Below are 16,919 nucleotides of genomic sequence, written 5' to 3' on the forward strand. Positions count from 1 at the left end.
CATCATCGCGCCCCGACGAACCTGTCCGGAGCGAATCGCGCGATGTCCCTGGAGGTGCCGCCGTCCAATGCCAGGTCGGCGAGGATGTCCCCGATCGTGGGGGCGAACTTGAAGCCCGAACCGGAGAACCCACACGCCGTGATCACGCTCGGCTGATCAGGCGCCGTGCCGATGATCCACCGCTTGTCCGGGGTGTACCCCTCCTGGTGCGCGCTGAGCGTGACGGGCTCGGGGTGCAGCCCCGGGAAGAAGGTCGTGACGATCTCCCGCAGCTGGGCGACCATCGTGGTGGTGATCTCGCGGTCCAGGTTGTCCGGGTCCGCCACCGGCGGGTGTTCGCGGCCGAGGTAGGCACCGATCTTGACGGTGGCCTGGTCCAGGGTCGGGAACCCGTAGGCACGCACGTCCCCGACCCGCTCGAACACCGGGAACACCTCGCGCTGGTAGGCCGACACGTCGCGTGGGAGGTACCAGGACTGCACCACACGGCGCGGCTGGACCACCTCGGCGGCCTCCGGCAGCACTCGGCGCGCCCACGCCCCTGGGGCGACGATCGCGTGGTCGAACTCGTGAGTTCCGGCGTGCGTCCGTACCTGCACTCCCCCGCCGTGCCGCTCACTGACCTCCAGCACGGGGGTGTACTCGTGCACGATGGCGCCGCGCGCGCGGGCCGCACCGATCGCCGTCATCACGGACAGCTCGGGGCGTACGTAGCCGGTGACGGTATCCCGCACGGCCTCCTCGCCGTCGCGGAACCCATGCTGCGGGTACTGGTGGCGCAGTTCTTTGGTGCCCAGGTCCTCGCGGTCGAGGCCGTGGGCGGTCAAGCTCTCCCGCGCCTGCTCGAGCGCCGGGGTGCCGGGCCTACCGATCACCAGCCCACCGGTGAGCGTGAGCAGGTCTCGTCCGGAGGTCGATTCCAGGCCTCGCCAGAGCTCGAGCGCGTCCAGGGCGAGCGGAGTGTTCTGCACCTCGCTCTGGCTCAGCGCGGAGAAGCGCCGGGTCTGTCCGCCCGCAGCGCCGCGTGGGTGGGCGATTCCGTACTGCTCGAACCCCTCCACGTGGGCGCCCCTCGCAGCGAGGCGCCACAGTGCCATACTGCCCATCGTGCCGAGGCCGATGACGGCGATCCTCGCGTTCATCACGCCACCGCCGATTCGACGTGGGGTGCTGTGGAGCGCAGATGGTCGACGAGTGCGTCCGCCACGGTCTCAGTGTCGGCCAGGCCGCCCACGTCGGGTGTGCGGGTGGCCGGGTCGGCCAGGGTGGTGGTGATGGCAGCCATGATCCGGTTCGTCTCCTTCTCCTTGCCGAGGTGCTTGAGCATCATCGCGGCCGACCACACCATCCCCACCGGGTTGGCGAGGCCCTGGCCAGCGATGTCCGGTGCGGATCCGTGCACCGGTTCGAACATGGACGGGTGGGTCCGGGTGGGGTCGATGTTCGCCGACGGTGCGATGCCGATGCTGCCGCACACCCCACCTACGAGGTCGCTGAGGATGTCACCGAAGAGGTTGCTACCGAGGACCACGTCGTAGTCAGCCGGGCGCATCACCAGGTGCGCGGCGAGTGCGTCGATCAGTTCGAAGTGCACCTCGATCGGATACTCCTGAGCCACCTCACGGACCACCTCGTCCCAGAACGGCATGGAGTGGATGATCCCGTTGGACTTGGTGGCGACCGTGAGCGTCCCGCCGCGCTCGGCGGCGTGCCGGGCGGCGACGTGGGCGATCCGCTCGATCCCGGCGCGGGTGAAGATCGCGGTCTGCAGGGCCGTCTCGGCGGCGCCGCTGCCGTGCCGTCCACCCAGGGTGGAGTACTCCCCCTCGGTGTTCTCCCGGACCACCACGATGTCGACACCCTCGGCGAGATCTGCCCGCACCGGGGTGGGAACGCCGTCGAAGGTACGCATCGGGCGCAGGTTCACGTACTGATCGAAGGCCCGCCGGATCGGGATCAGCAGGCCCCACAGGGAGATGTGGTCGGGCACCCCCGGCCATCCGACGGCCCCGAGCAGCACGGCCTCGTGCTCGGCGAGCAGGTCCATGCCGTCCGCAGGCATCATCGACCCCTCCCGGGCGTATCGCTCGCAGGACCAGTCCAGCTCGGTCCACTGCAGGTCCGTGACACCCGCGGCATCCAGCACACGACGGGCGACCGCCATCACCTCCGGGCCGATCCCGTCCCCGGCGATCTGCGCGATGCGGGTCATCCCTCCAGCACCTCCGCGAGCTCGGTCAGGCTCGATACCTCGTACCGGTGGTAGTACGGGGCGCTCGGCTCGTAGCCGCGGTTCAGGTAGACGGTCTGGGTGATGCCCAGGTCGGTGGCCGGCTGCAGGTCGTAGCGCGGGCTGGCCGAGACGTGCACCACCTCCGACGGAGCACAGTCCAGCTCCGTGAGCATGTGCTCGAACGCCTGGAGCCGTGGTTTGTACGCGCGGGCCTGCTCCGCGGTGATGACCGCGTGGAAGGGAGCGCCGAGCTGGCCCACGTTGCCGCTGATCTGTTCATCAGCGGCGTTCGTGAGGATGACCAGCCGGTACTGCTCGGCGAGTGTGACCAGCCCGTCCGGCACGTCCGGATGCGGTCCCCAGGTCGGCACCTGTTCGTAGATCTGGTCGGCGTCGGTGTCGGTGGCCTCGACCCCGACCCGACGCGCCGCCCGGACAAGGGCACGGGTGATGATCTCCCGGTACGGCCGCCAGTCCCCCATCACCTCGTCCCCGCGGTACACGCTGAACCACTCGAGAAACTCTTCCATCTGCTCTCCGGGCACGCGGCCGGCGAAGATCTCGCGCGTTGCGGCGGACATCCCGAACGCCGTCAGGGTCCCGTAGCAGTCAAAGGTGAGGTAGCGAGGTCGGGTGCTCATGGTGCCTCCATCGTCAGGTCCGTCGTGATCACGCGCTGGCCGAGGGGATCGTCGACATACCCGGCGATGTCAGCCGAGACGCCGTAGGTGTTGTACTCGTGCACGAGGAACGCAGTCACGGCGCGTTCTTGCAACATCGAGGCCATCTCCGCATAGAGCCCGTAGCGGGTGTCATCGTCAGACGTGGCCAGCGCTTCTTGAAGCACGGCCTCGACGTCCGGGTCACAGTGGTTGGAGAGGTTGTACCCTCCGTCGCAACCGTAGTCCGAGCTGAGGAAGCCGCCCGGGTCGGGCACATCGGTCAGCGTGCTGCGGGAGAGCAGGGTGGCGTCGTAATTGCCGTCGAGCAGGTCCTGCTCGACGGACGCGTAGGCTCCGGACCGGATCGTCACGGTGATCCCGATCTCGGCCAGCTGGGCCTGGATTACTTGGGAGAGATCGGCGAAGGCGACCTGGTCGGTGTAGGCGATCAGCTCGAAGTCGATCGAGGCCGGGTCGATGCCGGCGCCGGAGAGCATGGCCACGGCCGCATCCGGGTCGGACTCGACCGGTGCGGCGGCCTCCGGTGCCCACGGCGCGGACGAAGCGAACGGACCCACCGCGGGGGCAGCGAACCCCTCGTACACGGCATCGACGATCTCGTCGAGGTCGAGGGCCGTCCTGATGGCATCGCGCACCACCTCCTCGTCGAACGGTTCCTGGTCCAGGTTGAACAGCATGCCGGTGGTGCGGGGCAGCTCGAACGGCTCCGCGACGATGCTCTCGTCGCCCTCGAGCTGGGTCATTGCCACTGCCGGCAGGTTCGCGGAGATATCGGTCTCCCCGGTGCGCAGCTGCGTGACGCGTGCCTCACCGTCGCTGATGTGCTGGACCTCCACCCCATCCAGCCCTGGTGTCCCACCCCAGTAGTCGTCGTAGGCCTCCAACGAGATGGACACACCCGAGGCGATGTCGGTGATCTCGAACGGCCCGGTGCACGTGCCGACCGGGTCCACCTGCTCACCCCCGTACGCGGACGGTGCCAGTATCCCGGTGGTCGGGCTTGTCACTCGAAGCGGGAGAAGCGGGTCCGGCTCCGGGGTCGAGATCCGCACTGTCGCCTCGTCCGCCGCCTCGATGCCGGCGATCGTCTCGTGGTTGAACGACCTGGGCGGTGTGTCACTGTCGATCACATCCTGGAGCGCAGTCACCACAGCTTCAGCCGTCACGGCGCTGCCGTCCTGGAAGCTGGCCTCGCGCACCGTGAACTCCCAGGTGGTCGGTTCGCTCTGGACCCACTCGGTTGCGATCTCCGGCACCACCTCACCGTCCGGGGTGTACCGCAAGAGGGTCTCCAGACAGCCGATCCTGGTCAGGATGAACGCATCGTCACTGCCGATCGCGAAACCGGAGCTCGGCGAGAACGCCTCCACGTAGCCGATCGTCGCTCTCTCGGCGTCGCCTTCACCGCCGGTCTCGCCGTCGGTGTCGGTCGAACCTCCGGAGAAACCGCACCCGGTGAGCCCGAGGGCACCCACCAGCGCACCGCCGATCCACCATCGATGTTGCACCATGCCCAGCCTCCGCCCGTCATGTCGGCACGCGCCGCGCACGCACCCGGATGTGCCCATCGTCGATTGTCGACGATATTCCAACGCGACTCTGCGTCACGCAGTTTCACTGCAATTGCAACGGTAGCGAGAGAGAAGATTGTTGACAAGAGTTCGCCGAAATTGTTGACAATTGCCCTCACGGGATGGCTACGATCGTCGGCACACCGCCAAGGTTCGACACTCGGGAGGGCACGAGGATGGTCAGCACATCCGATCCGATAGAGCGACCTCAGGTTGAGGACTCCTTCTTCGCGCGCTATCAACGCGCCTGGAGCGAGTGCGATATCGAGGGCATCGTGTCCATGATGACTCCGGACGGTGTGTACGAGGCATCGTTCGGCCCGGAGCCATGGGGTGTTCGACATGTCGGGCGGGAGACGATCCGCGCCGCACTGGAAGAGATGTGGCGTGACCCGAGCCGGCGATCGAGGCACATCTATGGGGATCGGTTCCTGCTCGGCGACCGCGGTTTCTCCGAATGGACTTCCGAACGCACCGAACCCGACGGCACGACGGCCGTGGTGCACGGCGCGGACTTCTACCGGTTCACTGACGGGCTCGTCGCGGAGAAGATTGCCTACCGCAAGGTCGTCGGATGAGCGCCCGGGTGGCCGTCGTCGGGGGCGGTATCCTCGGTGCGGCCACAGCCGCTGAACTCGCGCGGCGCGGTGCCACGGTGACGCTGCTGACCGAGCGCGGACTGTGCAGCGAGGCCTCGGGCCGGACCCTCTCCTGGCTGAACTCCTTCGGTCGCATCGCACCCGACTATCACCGGTTGCGCCTGCTCGGCATCGACAGGTACCGGCGACGGGCAGCGGATCCGGCGACCCGGGAGGCCATCACTTTCGCGGGCGGTCTCGCCTGGCGTCCACCGGACCAGCACGACGGCCTGATCGCGGCCTACGAGCACATGCTCGATGCCGAGTACCCGGCCGAATGGTTCGACCACGCGGACGTCGCTGCACGTGTTCCGGGCGTCGATCCGACGTCGGTCCCGGACACCGGCGCGGTCTACAACCCGACCGAGGGGTGGGTCCACGTGCCGGACCTGGTCGAGACGCTCGCTGGCGAAATGGAGCGAGCCGGGGGCGAGATCCGGACCGAGGTCGGTCCGGCGGCGATCGCTCACGACGGGGACCACGTCACCGGGGTGCGCCTGGCGGACGGATCCACCATCGAGGTGGATGCGGCGGTGCTGGCCACGGGTGCGCGCGTGCCGTCGATGCTCGCCGAGGCCGGTGTCAGGATCCCGGACGCCACCAGTGTCGCCGCCCTGGTTCGCACCGAGCCGGTCGAGACCGAGCTTGCTGCCGTGCTGAACACGGCACGGGTGGCGCTGCGCCCGGCGCCGGACGGTTCGCTGGTGATGGACTCGGCCGCGGGGAACGCCGCCGCCGTCGCCCACCCTGACGGGAGCTTCACCGTCCCCGACGATGCCGTCACCACACTCCTCGCCGACGCTACGCGCGTCCTCGCGGGGAACCCGGAGTTGCGCGTGCGCTCCCACGGCGTCGGCCTCAAGCCCATCCCGGGCGATGAGCGCCCCGTCGTCGGTGAGCTCGACGACGTGCGCGGGTACCACGTCGCCTTCACGCACAGCGGTGCGACGCTGGGACTCATCCTCGGCGAACTACTCGCCGAGGAGATCCTGGCCGGCACTCGACGCGACGAGCTGGAGCCGTTCCGACCGCACCGGTTCGCCTGACCCGCCGCTACGCTGACCTCGGACCGGCGGTACCGCCGGAGGAGTGTGGTGGGGAACAACGGGAGGGTGTGCGTGCGTCAGCTCATTCGACAACTTCCGCCGTTGCGGTGGCGTGACGAACGGATCCGTGAGCTCCGGGCGACGAACCGGACGCAGAAGGCGAGGCTGGAAGCGTTGTCGGCGGAACTCGCCGAGTGGCGCGCCCGCGCGGAGGAAGAGCCTCGTCGCGACGGCGTGGGTGCACCGCGGACCGGACCGAAAGGGCTCCCGGAGGCCGCGGGCGGCCCGTCCTTCCAGTACATGCTCGAGTCGGAGCGCCGCATCGCCGTGGTGCGGCGCAAGGACGGGCCGGCGCCGCTACGGATCTCCCTGGCCGGGAAGCTGTACTCGCAGTCGATCGCCCGTGCCGCCGGGGTCCGGGTTCCCGCGATCTATGGCATCTGGAACTCCATCGAGGAGATCGATCTGGCCGCGCTGCCGGAGGAGTTCGTGCTCAAGTCCGACCGCGGGTCGAACTCCAAGGGCGTCTTCCCGATTGTACGCGCCGGGGACCGGTACCAGATCGCCGGCATCGCTGAGCCCGTGACGGCCGAGCAGGTGCTCGACAGGCTCCGGGAGGCCAAGGAGGCCCGCCGCGCACCAGCGCCCTATTTCGCGGAACAGTACTTGCACGGACGCGAGGACGGCGAGGTCCCGCCCGACATCAAGGTCTACGCCTTCTACGGCGAGATCGGGCACGTGCACCTGCGCGCCGTGGGCCGCCACGCGGACAACTCCTCGGTCGTGTCCAAGTTCGTCGACGCCGACGGGACTGACCTGGGAGCCATCGACCCCTCCCGGACGATCGACCCGACTTTGGCACTTCCCGAGGCTTTCGAGGAGGTCGTGCAGGCCGCCCGCACGCTCTCCAAGGCGGCCAAGGTGCCATTCATCCGGGTGGACCTCTACGAGACGGCGGACGGGATCTGCTTCGGCGAGTACACCACCCGGCCAGGTGGCACACAGTGGTACGGCGTCGAGCACGACCGCGTGCTCGGCAAGCGCTGGGAACGGGCGCAGTCCCGCCTGGACGCCGATCGCACCGCCGGGATGCCGCTCGAGCCGGACACGCTCGAGCCGGAGGACCTGCCCTCGAGCCGTCGCCCGTCGACCGATCGCATTGCCCGGCGCGTGCACGTCGCCGGGCACGTCCAGGGTGTCGGGTACCGGATGCACTGCTCCCGGACCGCCGAACGGCTGGGCGTGGCCGGGTGGGTGCGCAACCTTCCCGACGGCGCAGTACAGGCGTGGGTGGAAGGCGCACCGGACGCCGTCGGGAGCCTGCTCGACTGGCTGGCCACCGGGCCACGAAACGCCGAGGTGACCGGCACCCAGATCACCGAGGAGGACCCGCAGGGTCTCTCCTCGTTCGAGATCCGTCGCTGAGACGGCCGTTGGTCGATCGGCGTCAGGATCCGGTCGATCTCCGGGTGACCAGCTCCGGCGGCACCAGCGTGACCTCACGTGACCTGGGCTCAGCACCGTTCACCCGGTGCAGCAGCCGGTCGACCGCGGCGCGACCGACCTCTCCAGCAGGCAGCCGCACCGTCGACAACGGCGGCTCCAAGAACTCCGCGAACGGGTAGTCCCCGAACCCGACCACCAGCGTGTCCTCCGGGCATCGCAGACCCCGTTCGCGGAGGGCGCGGTAGAGCCCCAAGGCGAAGTAGTCGTTGCCCACGACACACCCGTCCGGCCGGTGGCCACGCGCGAGCAGGTCGACGGTCACGCGATAGGCGTCCCCGGCCTGCCACGGGAGAGCAGCGCGATCACTGCGCCGAGTCGGCACCATGAGCACCTGGCGTTCGTCGAGCGGGAGCGAGGCGTCCTCGAGAGCATCCCGGAACCCCTGGATGCGTTGATCGATCGTGGTGATGGGCAGGTCTTCCTCGAGCATCACGATCGACCGCGCCCCTTGCGCGATCACATGGGAGGTCGCCGCATACGCACCCGCATGGTTGTCGGTGGCCACGGTATCGACGTCGAGATCGTCCAGGCGCCGATTGACCACGACGAGCGGGATCCCTGCACGCTCGACCGCCTGCCAGGGGTTCGTCTCCCCCTGCACCGGGACCACGATGACGCCGTCCAGCCCGGACCGGATCACATTCTCGGCGGCAGCCTGTTCCCGGGCGGTCGACTCCTCGCTGAGGAACAGGACGATGTGATAGCCCTCGTCGGCCGCGCGTTGCTCGATCGCGCTGATGAGCTCGGCGTAGAACGGGTTCGAGACGTTCGTGATGACCAGACCGATGGTGCGCGGGCCACCGAGGACGAGCGAGCGAGCATGCACGTTGGGCACATAGCCGAGCTGCTCGGCGGCACGTCGGATCGTCTCGCGCGATTCTGCGCTCACGCCGGACTCGCCGCGGAGCGCCCGCGAGACCGTGTTGACCGATACTCCGACGGCGTCGGCCACGTCTCGTAGGGTGCGCCGCCTGCGCGGCGCACCCGTTCTGATCTCGTCATCGTCCACTGAGCACGTCCGATTCAGTATCACGGCTCACGCGAGGCGAGCCTCGGCGGCTACGTCAACTCTTCAGGGCCAGGTAGATCCGCACCTTCACCGAGCCCCCGGTCATTGTGCCGCGAATGCGCAGCCAATGGCCGTATTCGCGGACCGGCCAGGTGGTCAGCTCGCCGGACGCCTGCCGCGGATCGTCGAGATCGACCCAGGTGAGCCCGTCCGGAGACACCTGGGTGGTGAGGTCCACCTGGGGCTCCCCCTCGGTGGACAGGATCTGGAAGAACCAGCGTGCCTCTCGCGTCCATCCCGTCTCGAAGGGCTCGGTGGCGAAGTCGCCGGAGAAGGTCGTGTTCCGCTCGAGAATCGCGGTCTGGGATTGCAACATCAGAGATCACCAATCGGCTGAGATGACGACAGAGTCGAGGAACAGGAAGTTGCGGACACCGGAGAGGGTCCGGACCGAGAAGTAGAAGTTCAGCAAGTTATCCAGGGACTCGTACGGCTCGTCGTAGACAGGGACGGGAACGTCGCTCATGTCGATGAGCCGGTCGTTCAGCTGGAACTCGACGTTGCAACGCTTCTCGGTGTCGACGAGCCACCGCACGTAGTGCCAGTTGACCTTGGTCGGAACCTCGTTGAAACACATCTCCATCGGATCACCGATATAGCGCCAGTCGCTCGGATCGGGGGCGGTGAAGTCGGCGGCGTAGGGCAGCGCGAACTTCCCCTCGAGGTGCTCCTTCGGCGTGGGCTCCGGGACGACCGGGTAGGACAGACGACGCACGAGGTTGCCGTCGGCATCGGTGTTCTGGAACCGAGCGACCGTGTGATACCTCGTCCCCCCATCGCCGCAGAGGTCGGTCGCCACCGTGAAGGCGCCGAACTGCGCCTCGGACGGATGCAGGTTGCCGTCCCAGGCGACCTCGCCGTACCGGTCACGCTCCTCATCGCCGCCCAGCTGAGCCTCCGCCTTGTAGGTCAGGTAGGCCTCGATCTGCACCAAGCCGCGACCGGCCATGGTGAGGCGCCGAATCGCGGTCGCCGTGTGCCCCGGGTACGGACGTGTGGCGAGCTTGAGCGAGTAGGTGCCCGTCATCGCACCGTGGGTACCGGTGTCGAAGAACGTCGCGTTCGACAACTGTGGCGTGCGGAAGTCGCGCATATGCGCGTCGACCGTGTCCAGGTCGCCCCGGCCATTGAAGTTGCCGATCAGTTCGGTCCATCCGTTGGTGCCCTCATTGAAGTCATCGAGGGCGAGGATGCGGGGCAGCGGGTTGTACTTCGACAGACGGACATCGCTGGCGCGGATCGCATCGCGCATCGCCGCGCGCAGCGAGTCGGTATCGACCGAGGTCACCATTCACTCCTTGCTTGCCGTACAGGCGTAGGGTCGCCGGCGTCCGCCGGTATCGGCACATTAGCGTTAATGTTCCATGCGCACAACCTTCGCCATGAACTGCTCTCAACTCACTGTTGACCGCATCCCTTCGCCCTGCAAGACTGCATGAACGCTAATGTTGGTGAGCAACACACACGAAGGGTGCTCGAGGAAGAACACATGACGCTCATGCCGATCTGCCCGCTCGAGGACGAGTGATGGGCGCCTACCTGGCCCGACGACTCATGTTCTCGGTCTTCATCCTGTGGGGCGCCGTCTCGATCATCTTCGTAGTGCTTCGACTCGTCCCCTCGGACCCGGCACGCCTGATCCTGGGATCCGACGCCACCGAGGCGGAAGTCGACGCTCTCCGTGACGAGATGGGCCTGAACGACCCGCTCATCACCCAGTACGGGACGTACCTGGGCGATCTGCTCCGCCTCGATTTCGGAGACTCCTACCGGCAGCAGCGCGATTCCTTCGGCTTGGTGATGGAGCGACTCCCCGCCACCTTGGAACTCGCCCTGGTGGCGATGGTCATTGCGCTTGTGATCGGCATCCTGCTGGGCGTGCTCGCTGCCCTGCGAGTCAATCGGCTCAGCGACCGGATCATCTCGGTCGGCTCCTTGTTGGCTCAGTCGCTGCCCTCGTTCTGGATCGGCATCGTGTTCATCCTGATCTTCGCCCGTGGGCTGGGAGTCCTCCCGAGCGGTGGCACCGGTTCACCCGCACACATGGTCCTGCCCGCCATCACCCTGGCGATGCCGATGCTCGCGATCCTGATCCGGATGACCAGGAGCGGACTGCTCGAGGTGATCCACGAGGGATACATCCAGACGGCACGAGCCAAGGGGTTGAGCGAGCGGGTCGTGATCTTCCCGCACGCGATCCGCAATGCTCTGATTCCCATCGTCACGATCGTCGGGTTGCAGTTCGGCGGGCTGCTCGCCGGATCGGTGATCGTGGAGATGGTGTTCAGCTGGCCTGGCATCGGCCGCCTGCTCATCGAGTCGATCGGCCAGCGTGACTACAACGTGGTGCAGGCGTCCGTCCTGGTCATCGCAGCCGGGTTCGTGGTGGCGAACCTGGTGGTCGATGTGCTCTACGGCTACCTCGATCCACGAGTGAGGTTGGTGTCCCGATGACCGTGCGAACCACTGAAGCCCAGGTTGCCCCTGCAGCATCCGGTGCCGCCACGCGCCGTGGCCGATCGAACACGGTGGGCCGCAAACGCATCATCGGATGCCTGATCGTGATCGCCTGCTATGTCCTCATCGCGCTGATCGGGCCGCTGCTGATGCAGTACGACCCCGTGCGCACGTTCACCGAGGATCGGCTCCTCCCTCCAGGAAGCACCACCTCCCAGGGGACTGTCGCACTGTTCGGTACCGACCAGGTGGGCCAGGACATCCTGGCTCAGATGATGCTCGGCGCACGCGTCTCGATCACTGTGGGCGCCGGCACCCTGGCGCTGGCCGGCTTCATCGGCGTCACCATCGGGCTCCTGGCCGGGTATCGCGGCGGCTGGCTCGATTCGGTGCTGATGCGGTTAGCCGATATCCAGCTCTCCTTCCCGTCGATCCTGCTCGCCATCCTGATCGCAGCGGTTGTCGGCCCCAGCGTCGTGAACGTCATCGTCGTCCTCGCGATCACGAACTGGGTGACCTTCGCACGCGTCACCCGGGGGCAAGTGCTGACCGTGAAGAATCGTGAGTACGTCGACGCGGCGCGCACCCTCGGTGCCCGGCATCTGCACCTCGTTCTGCGCACCATCTTCCCGGCGTGCCTCGCGCCGATCCTGGTCGTGGCCACCGTCGAGCTCGGGCAGGTCATCCTCGCGGAGGCGTCACTGTCCTTCCTCGGACTCGGCGTACCGACCGGTGTGCCGAGCTGGGGCACCACGATCGCGAACGGCCGCTCGTACCTCGGCGACGCCTGGTGGATCTCCACACTCCCCGGTGTCGCCCTCGCGACTCTGGTCCTCACCTGCGGGGTGCTGGGTGATGCGATGCGGGACCGCTACGACCCGAAGATGAGGAGCCTGTGATGGGCAACGCCGAGTCGGCATCACCGCTGTTGGCCGTGGACGGTCTCACCGTCGAGTTCTCCACGCGGGCCGGGTCCGTCCGCCCGCTCGACGCGATCACCTTCGATATCGCTCGGGGTGAGACCGTGGCCCTGCTGGGCGAGTCGGGCAGCGGCAAGTCGGTCACGGCCCAAGCGATCATGGGTCTGCTCCCGCGGCCCGCTGGTCGGATCACGAGCGGTCGGATCACCTTCGATGGCGACGAGCTCACCGCGATGTCACCGGAGAAGGTCCGCGCCCTGTGCGGTACCCGCATCGCGATGATCTTCCAGGATCCGCTGAGCTCGTTGAATCCGGTCTTCCGCATCGGCGCCCAGGTCGCCGAACCGCTCCGGCGGCGCCTCGGAATGCGCCAACAGGATGCGATGCGGCGTGCCCTGGAGCTGCTCAGGCGCGTCGGCATCCCCGACGCCGAGCGCCGGATGCACCACTATCCGCACCAGTTCTCGGGTGGTCAGCGCCAACGCATCATGATCGCGATGGCACTCGCCCTCGATCCGGACCTCCTCATCGCCGACGAACCCACCACCGCCCTCGATGTGACCGTGCAGGCACAGATCATGCAGCTCTTGAGCGACCTGCAGGCCGAGCACGGGATGGCGATCTTGTTGATCACGCACGATCTCGGTGTGGTCGCTGATGCGGCCTCGCGCGCCGTGGTGCTCTACGCCGGACGGGTCGCCGAGGAGGGGCGGATCCGTGACGTCTATGACAACTCCGCACACCCGTACACCGAGGGACTGCTCGCCTCGATCCCGCAGGCCGACCAGGGCGGAGGGAAGCTCCGCTCCATCACGGGAGCGCCACCGAACCCGCTCGCGTTCCCGCAGGGGTGCCGATTCCATCCGCGGTGCCCCTACGCGCAGGAACGCTGCCGTGACGAGCGGCCCGAACTGCGCCATCCCACGGGTTGGGCGTCGGATCAGGCCGCCTCATGCCACTTCACCGAGGAGGTGCTCCAGCATGGCTGAACCCCTGCTGCGCGTCCGCGACCTGGTCACCACCTACCCGATCCGGTCGGCACTGCTACGACGCAAGGTCGGTGAGGTGCGCGCCGTCGACGGGGTGACCTTCGATGTGGAGCGCGGACAGACGGTGGGCCTCGTGGGCGAGTCCGGCTCCGGCAAGTCCACGCTCGCACGCACCATCGTCGGCCTCGAACGCGCCGAATCGGGATCGATCGAGTTCCAGGGCCGGGATCTCGTCCGGCTGTCCGCAGCACAGATGCGGCCGCTGCGGCGCGACATCCAGATGGTCTTCCAGGACCCGTACACGGCGCTCAATCCTCGCCTCACCGTGCGGCAGATCCTGTCCGAGGCCTGGCGGATCCATCCCGACCTCCTCGCCGAGGACGAGTGGGACGCCGAGGTGGTGCGGCTCCTCGATGTCGTGGGCCTCGACGCACAGTACGCCGACCGCTACCCGCACCAGTTCTCCGGTGGCCAGCGCCAGCGCATCGGCATCGCCCGGGCGCTCGCCGTCAAGCCCCAGCTCATCGTCTGCGACGAGGCGGTCTCCGCACTCGACGTCTCCGTCCAGGCCCAGGTGCTCAACCTCCTCGACGACCTGCAGCAGGAGTTCGGCCTCACCTACCTGTTCATCGCCCACGATCTCTCCGTCGTCCGGCACATCAGCGACGACGTCATCGTGATGAATCACGGATCGGTCGTGGAGCACGCGCCCACCGAGGACCTGTTCGCCCATCCGCAGCACGACTACACCAAGGCCCTGCTGGCCGCGGTACCCGTGGTGCGCCCCTGGCTGGAGGGCAGTACGCGATGACGACGATCCATCTGGTCCGACACGGCGAGGCCGTGTGGAACGCCGAGGGCAAGTACCAGGGGCAAGCCGATTCCGGGCTCACCGACCTGGGTCACGAGCAAGCCCACCGCGCCGCCGCGTGGCTGCGTGCATCGTTCCCGCACGTCGACGGCGTCGCACACAGTGACCTGCCCCGGGTACGGGATACGGCGGCCCCGTTCCTGACGGCGACGGGGCACAATCCGCTGGTCGACGCGCGGCTGCGGGAGATCGACGTCGGATCCTGGGCGGGCCGGACCTTCGAGGAGATCGCGTCTGCAGAACCGGCGTCCGTCGCCGCCGCGGCGAGCGGCGCGGACGTGCGCCGTGGTGGCGGAGAGACCTTCGCCGAACTGCGCCGGCGGGTGGTCGCAGCACTGGACGAGATCACCGCGTCGCACCCGCCGGGAGCCACCCTCGTGGTGTTCACCCACGGCGGTCCGATCCGGGTCGCCACCGCCGCTGCCCTGAGTTTGCCCGCGCCCGGCCATTACCCGATCGGTTCACCGGACAACTGCTCGGTCACCACCCTTGCCTGGAACCCGGGACGACTCCTCGCCTTCAACCAGCAGACCGTCGGCACCCGGTCGGCACCGAGCACCACCACAGACCAGGAGACCCGATGCCCCTGACCTCCACCACCTTCGTCGCCCAGACGCACAACCTCTGGGGTGATCACGTCGCCGAGCAGCGTCGAGCGCCGCTGGACGCGATGTATCGCCACCGGCAACCCGATCTGTTGGCGACCCAGGAACAGCGGCCGTGGTCGCGGGACCTGATCGATGACGCCATGCCCGAGCATTCCCGGGTCAACGACGAGTTTCCGGGATGGGCGACGCAGAGCTGTCTCTGGTGGCGTCGTGATCTGTTCGAGTATGTCGAGCACGGCGCGGACGACGTCGGAATCCTCGCGCCGGACGCCCGGCTGTTCTGGGTGCGCCTGGCCACCGCCGACGGACCGATCCTGTTCAGTGTGGCCCACCTGACGTGGTCGGGCCATCCCAAGGAGCAGGAGACGGGCACCAACCAGCGAACGCCGCAAGCGGCCGCCATCGCGCGCCGGCTCGCCGAGCTCGCGGATGGGGCCGCGTGTCTGTTCGCCGTCGACATCAACGACATCGGCCCACCGAACTGGGAGTTCGGCAACAACGGTTTCCTCGACTCGTTCACCGCGTTGGGCCGGCACTCACCGGTCACGCATCCCGTCGTTCCCAGTGGCTTCGAGGAGTCAGTCGGCACCCGCCTGTCCCCGCTCGCCTCGCCGAGGAAGGCGATCGACTGGATCTTTCTGCGCGGCCCTGTCCGTGCACGTGCCGCCGAGGTGGTCGAGTTCTTCCACCGAGGCGTCGCCCCCAGCGACCACTACCCGGTGGCCGCCACGCTCACCCTCACCCGGGACTGAACGCACAGCGCTGGTCCCGAGTCTGATCGAAGGAGATGCAAGATGGGTATCACCAGACGTCACGGCGGTGTCGCCGCGGCCGTGCTGGCCACGGCACTCACCGTTGTCGGCTGTACGACGACCACCGAGGGAGGTGACGGCGAGACGGCTCCGCAGGAGCTCACCTACGTCCCTGCGTTCTTTCCCGTGTCCCTGGATCCGCACAACTTCCCGGCTGAGGAAGGCACCCAGGTCGCCGCTCAGCAGACACTCGAGACACTCGTCACCTACAACGACGGTGAGGCACAACCATTACTCGCGGAGTCATGGGAGTACTCCGACGATGAGCTCACACTGACCTTCCAGCTGCGCGACGACGTGACGTTCAGCGACGGCACGCCGTTCACGGCCGAGGATGCGAAGGCGTCCCTGGACCGGCTGATCGAGCTCGACAAGGCACTCGCGCCGCTGTTCGCCGCGGTCACCGAGACACGCGCGGACGACGACCACACGTTCTCCATCGTCACGAGCGAACCGCTCGGAACCCTCCTCGCATCGATGTCGCTGGTCTTCATCGGCCAGGCCGGTGCCATGGGCGAGGACTCCTACTGGCGGGCCCCTGTGGGCACCGGCCCGTTCATCGTCGACGACTATGTCGCCGACGATCACGTGACCTATTCACGCAACGACGACTACTGGGGCGAGGCCGCCCAGCTCGACACGCTCGAGATGGTGAGCATGCCTGAGGTCGCCGCCAGGATCACCGCGTTGGGAACCGGTGAGGTCGATGTGATCTCGTCGATCCCGCCCGACCAGGTCGCTGGCGTTCAGGATCAGGACGGAGTCGAGTTCATCCAGGACGCCGGCTATCTCTATTACTTCATCTGGTTCAACCACAACGAGGAACCGTTCGACGATCAGCGCGTCCGCCAGGCGATGTGGCACGCGGTCGACGTCGAGGGCATCGTCTCCGACCTCTACGGCGAGGGCGCCACGGCGGCAACAGCACCGATCCCGCAAGCCGCGTTCGGTGCGGCCGACAACGGACTGTACGAGCACGACCCCGAGCGGGCCCGGGAGCTGCTCGCGGACGCCGGATTCCCGGATGGCTTCGAGACCTCGATGCAGTGGCCGCGAGAAGGTGGTCCGAACATCCGCTCGCTCGGCCAAGCCTTCATCTCGGCGTGGGCCGAGGTGGGCATCGACGTGGAACCTCTCGAGAAGGAACGCGCCAGCTGGCTGGAGGACTTCGGGTCGATGAACTGGGACCTGAACCTGCAGACCAACACCACCGCCACTGGTGACGCAGACTTCACGCTGAACCGCCTGTACACGTGCGAGGCCGATCGCCTCGGCTACTGCAATCCGGAACTCGACGACCTGCTCGCCCAGGCACGTGCATCGCTGGACCCGGACGAGCGGAGCGAACTCTACGACCAGGCGAACGAGATCATGTGGGAGGAGGCCCCGGGCATCTTCCCGGCGGACATCCAGAACAACCTGGCCTACGGCTCGCAGGTGCGTGGACTGGAGCTACCTCCGAACAACCGGCCCTACTTCTCCACCGTCTCGATCGAGTGAGACATGGCCAGGGCTT

The 16,919-nt window shown here is 67.6% G+C and carries 17 protein-coding genes; 10 read left to right on the forward strand and 7 right to left on the reverse strand.

The genetic code is table 11. The features are described 5' to 3' along the window. Nucleotides 1-2: 2 nt before the first annotated feature. The 4 genes from solA to BLU77_RS10020 are packed head-to-tail and all read right to left on the reverse strand — an operon-like array spanning nt 3 to nt 4,427. Complete coding sequence (gene solA / locus BLU77_RS10005; RefSeq protein ID WP_089772790.1) at nt 3-1,142, reverse strand: N-methyl-L-tryptophan oxidase; 1,140 nt, start codon at nt 1,140-1,142, stop codon at nt 3-5. Next, nucleotides 1,142-2,212, reverse strand: coding sequence for an isocitrate/isopropylmalate dehydrogenase family protein (locus tag BLU77_RS10010; RefSeq protein WP_089772791.1), 1,071 nt, complete (start codon nt 2,210-2,212; stop codon nt 1,142-1,144). Before BLU77_RS10010 ends, solA begins: the two co-directional genes overlap by 1 nt. Then, nucleotides 2,209-2,874 (reverse strand): haloacid dehalogenase type II, encoded by a 666-nt coding sequence (locus tag BLU77_RS10015; protein WP_089772792.1) that lies wholly within the window; start codon nt 2,872-2,874, stop codon nt 2,209-2,211. Before BLU77_RS10015 ends, BLU77_RS10010 begins: the two co-directional genes overlap by 4 nt. After that, complete coding sequence (locus BLU77_RS10020) at nt 2,871-4,427, reverse strand: ABC transporter substrate-binding protein (protein ID WP_175477022.1); 1,557 nt, start codon at nt 4,425-4,427, stop codon at nt 2,871-2,873. The genes BLU77_RS10015 and BLU77_RS10020 overlap by 4 nt, the downstream gene beginning before the upstream one ends. 236 nt (nt 4,428-4,663) lie before the next feature. Between BLU77_RS10020 and BLU77_RS10025 the strand changes: the two genes are divergently transcribed. The 3 genes from BLU77_RS10025 to BLU77_RS10035 all read left to right on the forward strand — a co-directional run bounded on the left by BLU77_RS10025 (nt 4,664) and on the right by BLU77_RS10035 (nt 7,596). After that, nucleotides 4,664-5,065 (forward strand): nuclear transport factor 2 family protein, encoded by a 402-nt coding sequence (locus BLU77_RS10025; protein ID WP_175477023.1) that lies wholly within the window; start codon nt 4,664-4,666, stop codon nt 5,063-5,065. Further along, nucleotides 5,062-6,171, forward strand: a complete 1,110-nt coding sequence (locus tag BLU77_RS10030; protein WP_089772795.1) for an NAD(P)/FAD-dependent oxidoreductase — start codon at nt 5,062-5,064, stop codon at nt 6,169-6,171. The genes BLU77_RS10025 and BLU77_RS10030 overlap by 4 nt, the downstream gene beginning before the upstream one ends. Nucleotides 6,172-6,243: 72 nt before the next feature. Beyond that, a complete protein-coding gene (locus BLU77_RS10035) occupies nt 6,244-7,596 on the forward strand; it encodes an acylphosphatase (RefSeq protein ID WP_139177719.1) in 1,353 nt (450 codons plus the stop codon). Between the two features lie 22 nt (nt 7,597-7,618). On the opposite strand, the gene BLU77_RS10040 is transcribed toward BLU77_RS10035, so the two are convergent. The 3 genes from BLU77_RS10040 to BLU77_RS10050 form a co-directional block, all read right to left on the reverse strand. Further along, entirely contained in the window at nt 7,619-8,629 is a 1,011-nt protein-coding gene (locus BLU77_RS10040; RefSeq protein ID WP_217632398.1) for a LacI family DNA-binding transcriptional regulator, read from the reverse strand. A 112-nt stretch (nt 8,630-8,741) separates the two neighbouring features. Then, nucleotides 8,742-9,062, reverse strand: coding sequence for a hypothetical protein (locus BLU77_RS10045; protein WP_089772797.1), 321 nt, complete (start codon nt 9,060-9,062; stop codon nt 8,742-8,744). Between the two features lie 6 nt (nt 9,063-9,068). After that, on the reverse strand, nt 9,069-10,034 hold the full coding sequence (locus BLU77_RS10050; protein ID WP_217632399.1) for a DUF6772 family protein: 966 nt from the start codon (nt 10,032-10,034) through the stop codon (nt 9,069-9,071). Between the two features lie 239 nt (nt 10,035-10,273). Between BLU77_RS10050 and nikB the strand changes: the two genes are divergently transcribed. From nikB to BLU77_RS10085, 7 genes are read left to right on the forward strand one after another with little or no spacing between them, the layout of a single operon-like run. Next, a complete protein-coding gene (gene nikB, locus BLU77_RS10055) occupies nt 10,274-11,200 on the forward strand; it encodes a nickel ABC transporter permease (protein ID WP_089772799.1) in 927 nt (308 codons plus the stop codon). After that, on the forward strand, nt 11,197-12,102 hold the full coding sequence (locus tag BLU77_RS10060; RefSeq protein WP_089772800.1) for an ABC transporter permease: 906 nt from the start codon (nt 11,197-11,199) through the stop codon (nt 12,100-12,102). The genes nikB and BLU77_RS10060 overlap by 4 nt, the downstream gene beginning before the upstream one ends. Next, complete coding sequence (locus BLU77_RS22335) at nt 12,102-13,112, forward strand: ABC transporter ATP-binding protein (RefSeq protein ID WP_089772801.1); 1,011 nt, start codon at nt 12,102-12,104, stop codon at nt 13,110-13,112. Before BLU77_RS10060 ends, BLU77_RS22335 begins: the two co-directional genes overlap by 1 nt. After that, nucleotides 13,105-13,923 (forward strand): ABC transporter ATP-binding protein, encoded by an 819-nt coding sequence (locus tag BLU77_RS22340; RefSeq protein WP_089772802.1) that lies wholly within the window; start codon nt 13,105-13,107, stop codon nt 13,921-13,923. The genes BLU77_RS22335 and BLU77_RS22340 overlap by 8 nt, the downstream gene beginning before the upstream one ends. Then, nucleotides 13,920-14,573: a histidine phosphatase family protein gene (locus BLU77_RS10075; RefSeq protein ID WP_089772803.1), complete on the forward strand. Its 654-nt coding sequence runs from the start codon at nt 13,920-13,922 to the stop codon at nt 14,571-14,573. The genes BLU77_RS22340 and BLU77_RS10075 overlap by 4 nt, the downstream gene beginning before the upstream one ends. Then, complete coding sequence (locus BLU77_RS10080) at nt 14,564-15,343, forward strand: exonuclease/endonuclease/phosphatase family protein (RefSeq protein WP_089772804.1); 780 nt, start codon at nt 14,564-14,566, stop codon at nt 15,341-15,343. The genes BLU77_RS10075 and BLU77_RS10080 overlap by 10 nt, the downstream gene beginning before the upstream one ends. Nucleotides 15,344-15,385: 42 nt before the next feature. Continuing rightward, complete coding sequence (locus tag BLU77_RS10085) at nt 15,386-16,903, forward strand: ABC transporter substrate-binding protein (RefSeq protein ID WP_089772805.1); 1,518 nt, start codon at nt 15,386-15,388, stop codon at nt 16,901-16,903. Nucleotides 16,904-16,919: the final 16 nt, after the last annotated feature.

The sequence above is a fragment of the Ruania alba genome (assembly GCF_900105765.1).
Lineage (GTDB): Bacteria > Actinomycetota > Actinomycetes > Actinomycetales > Beutenbergiaceae > Ruania > Ruania alba.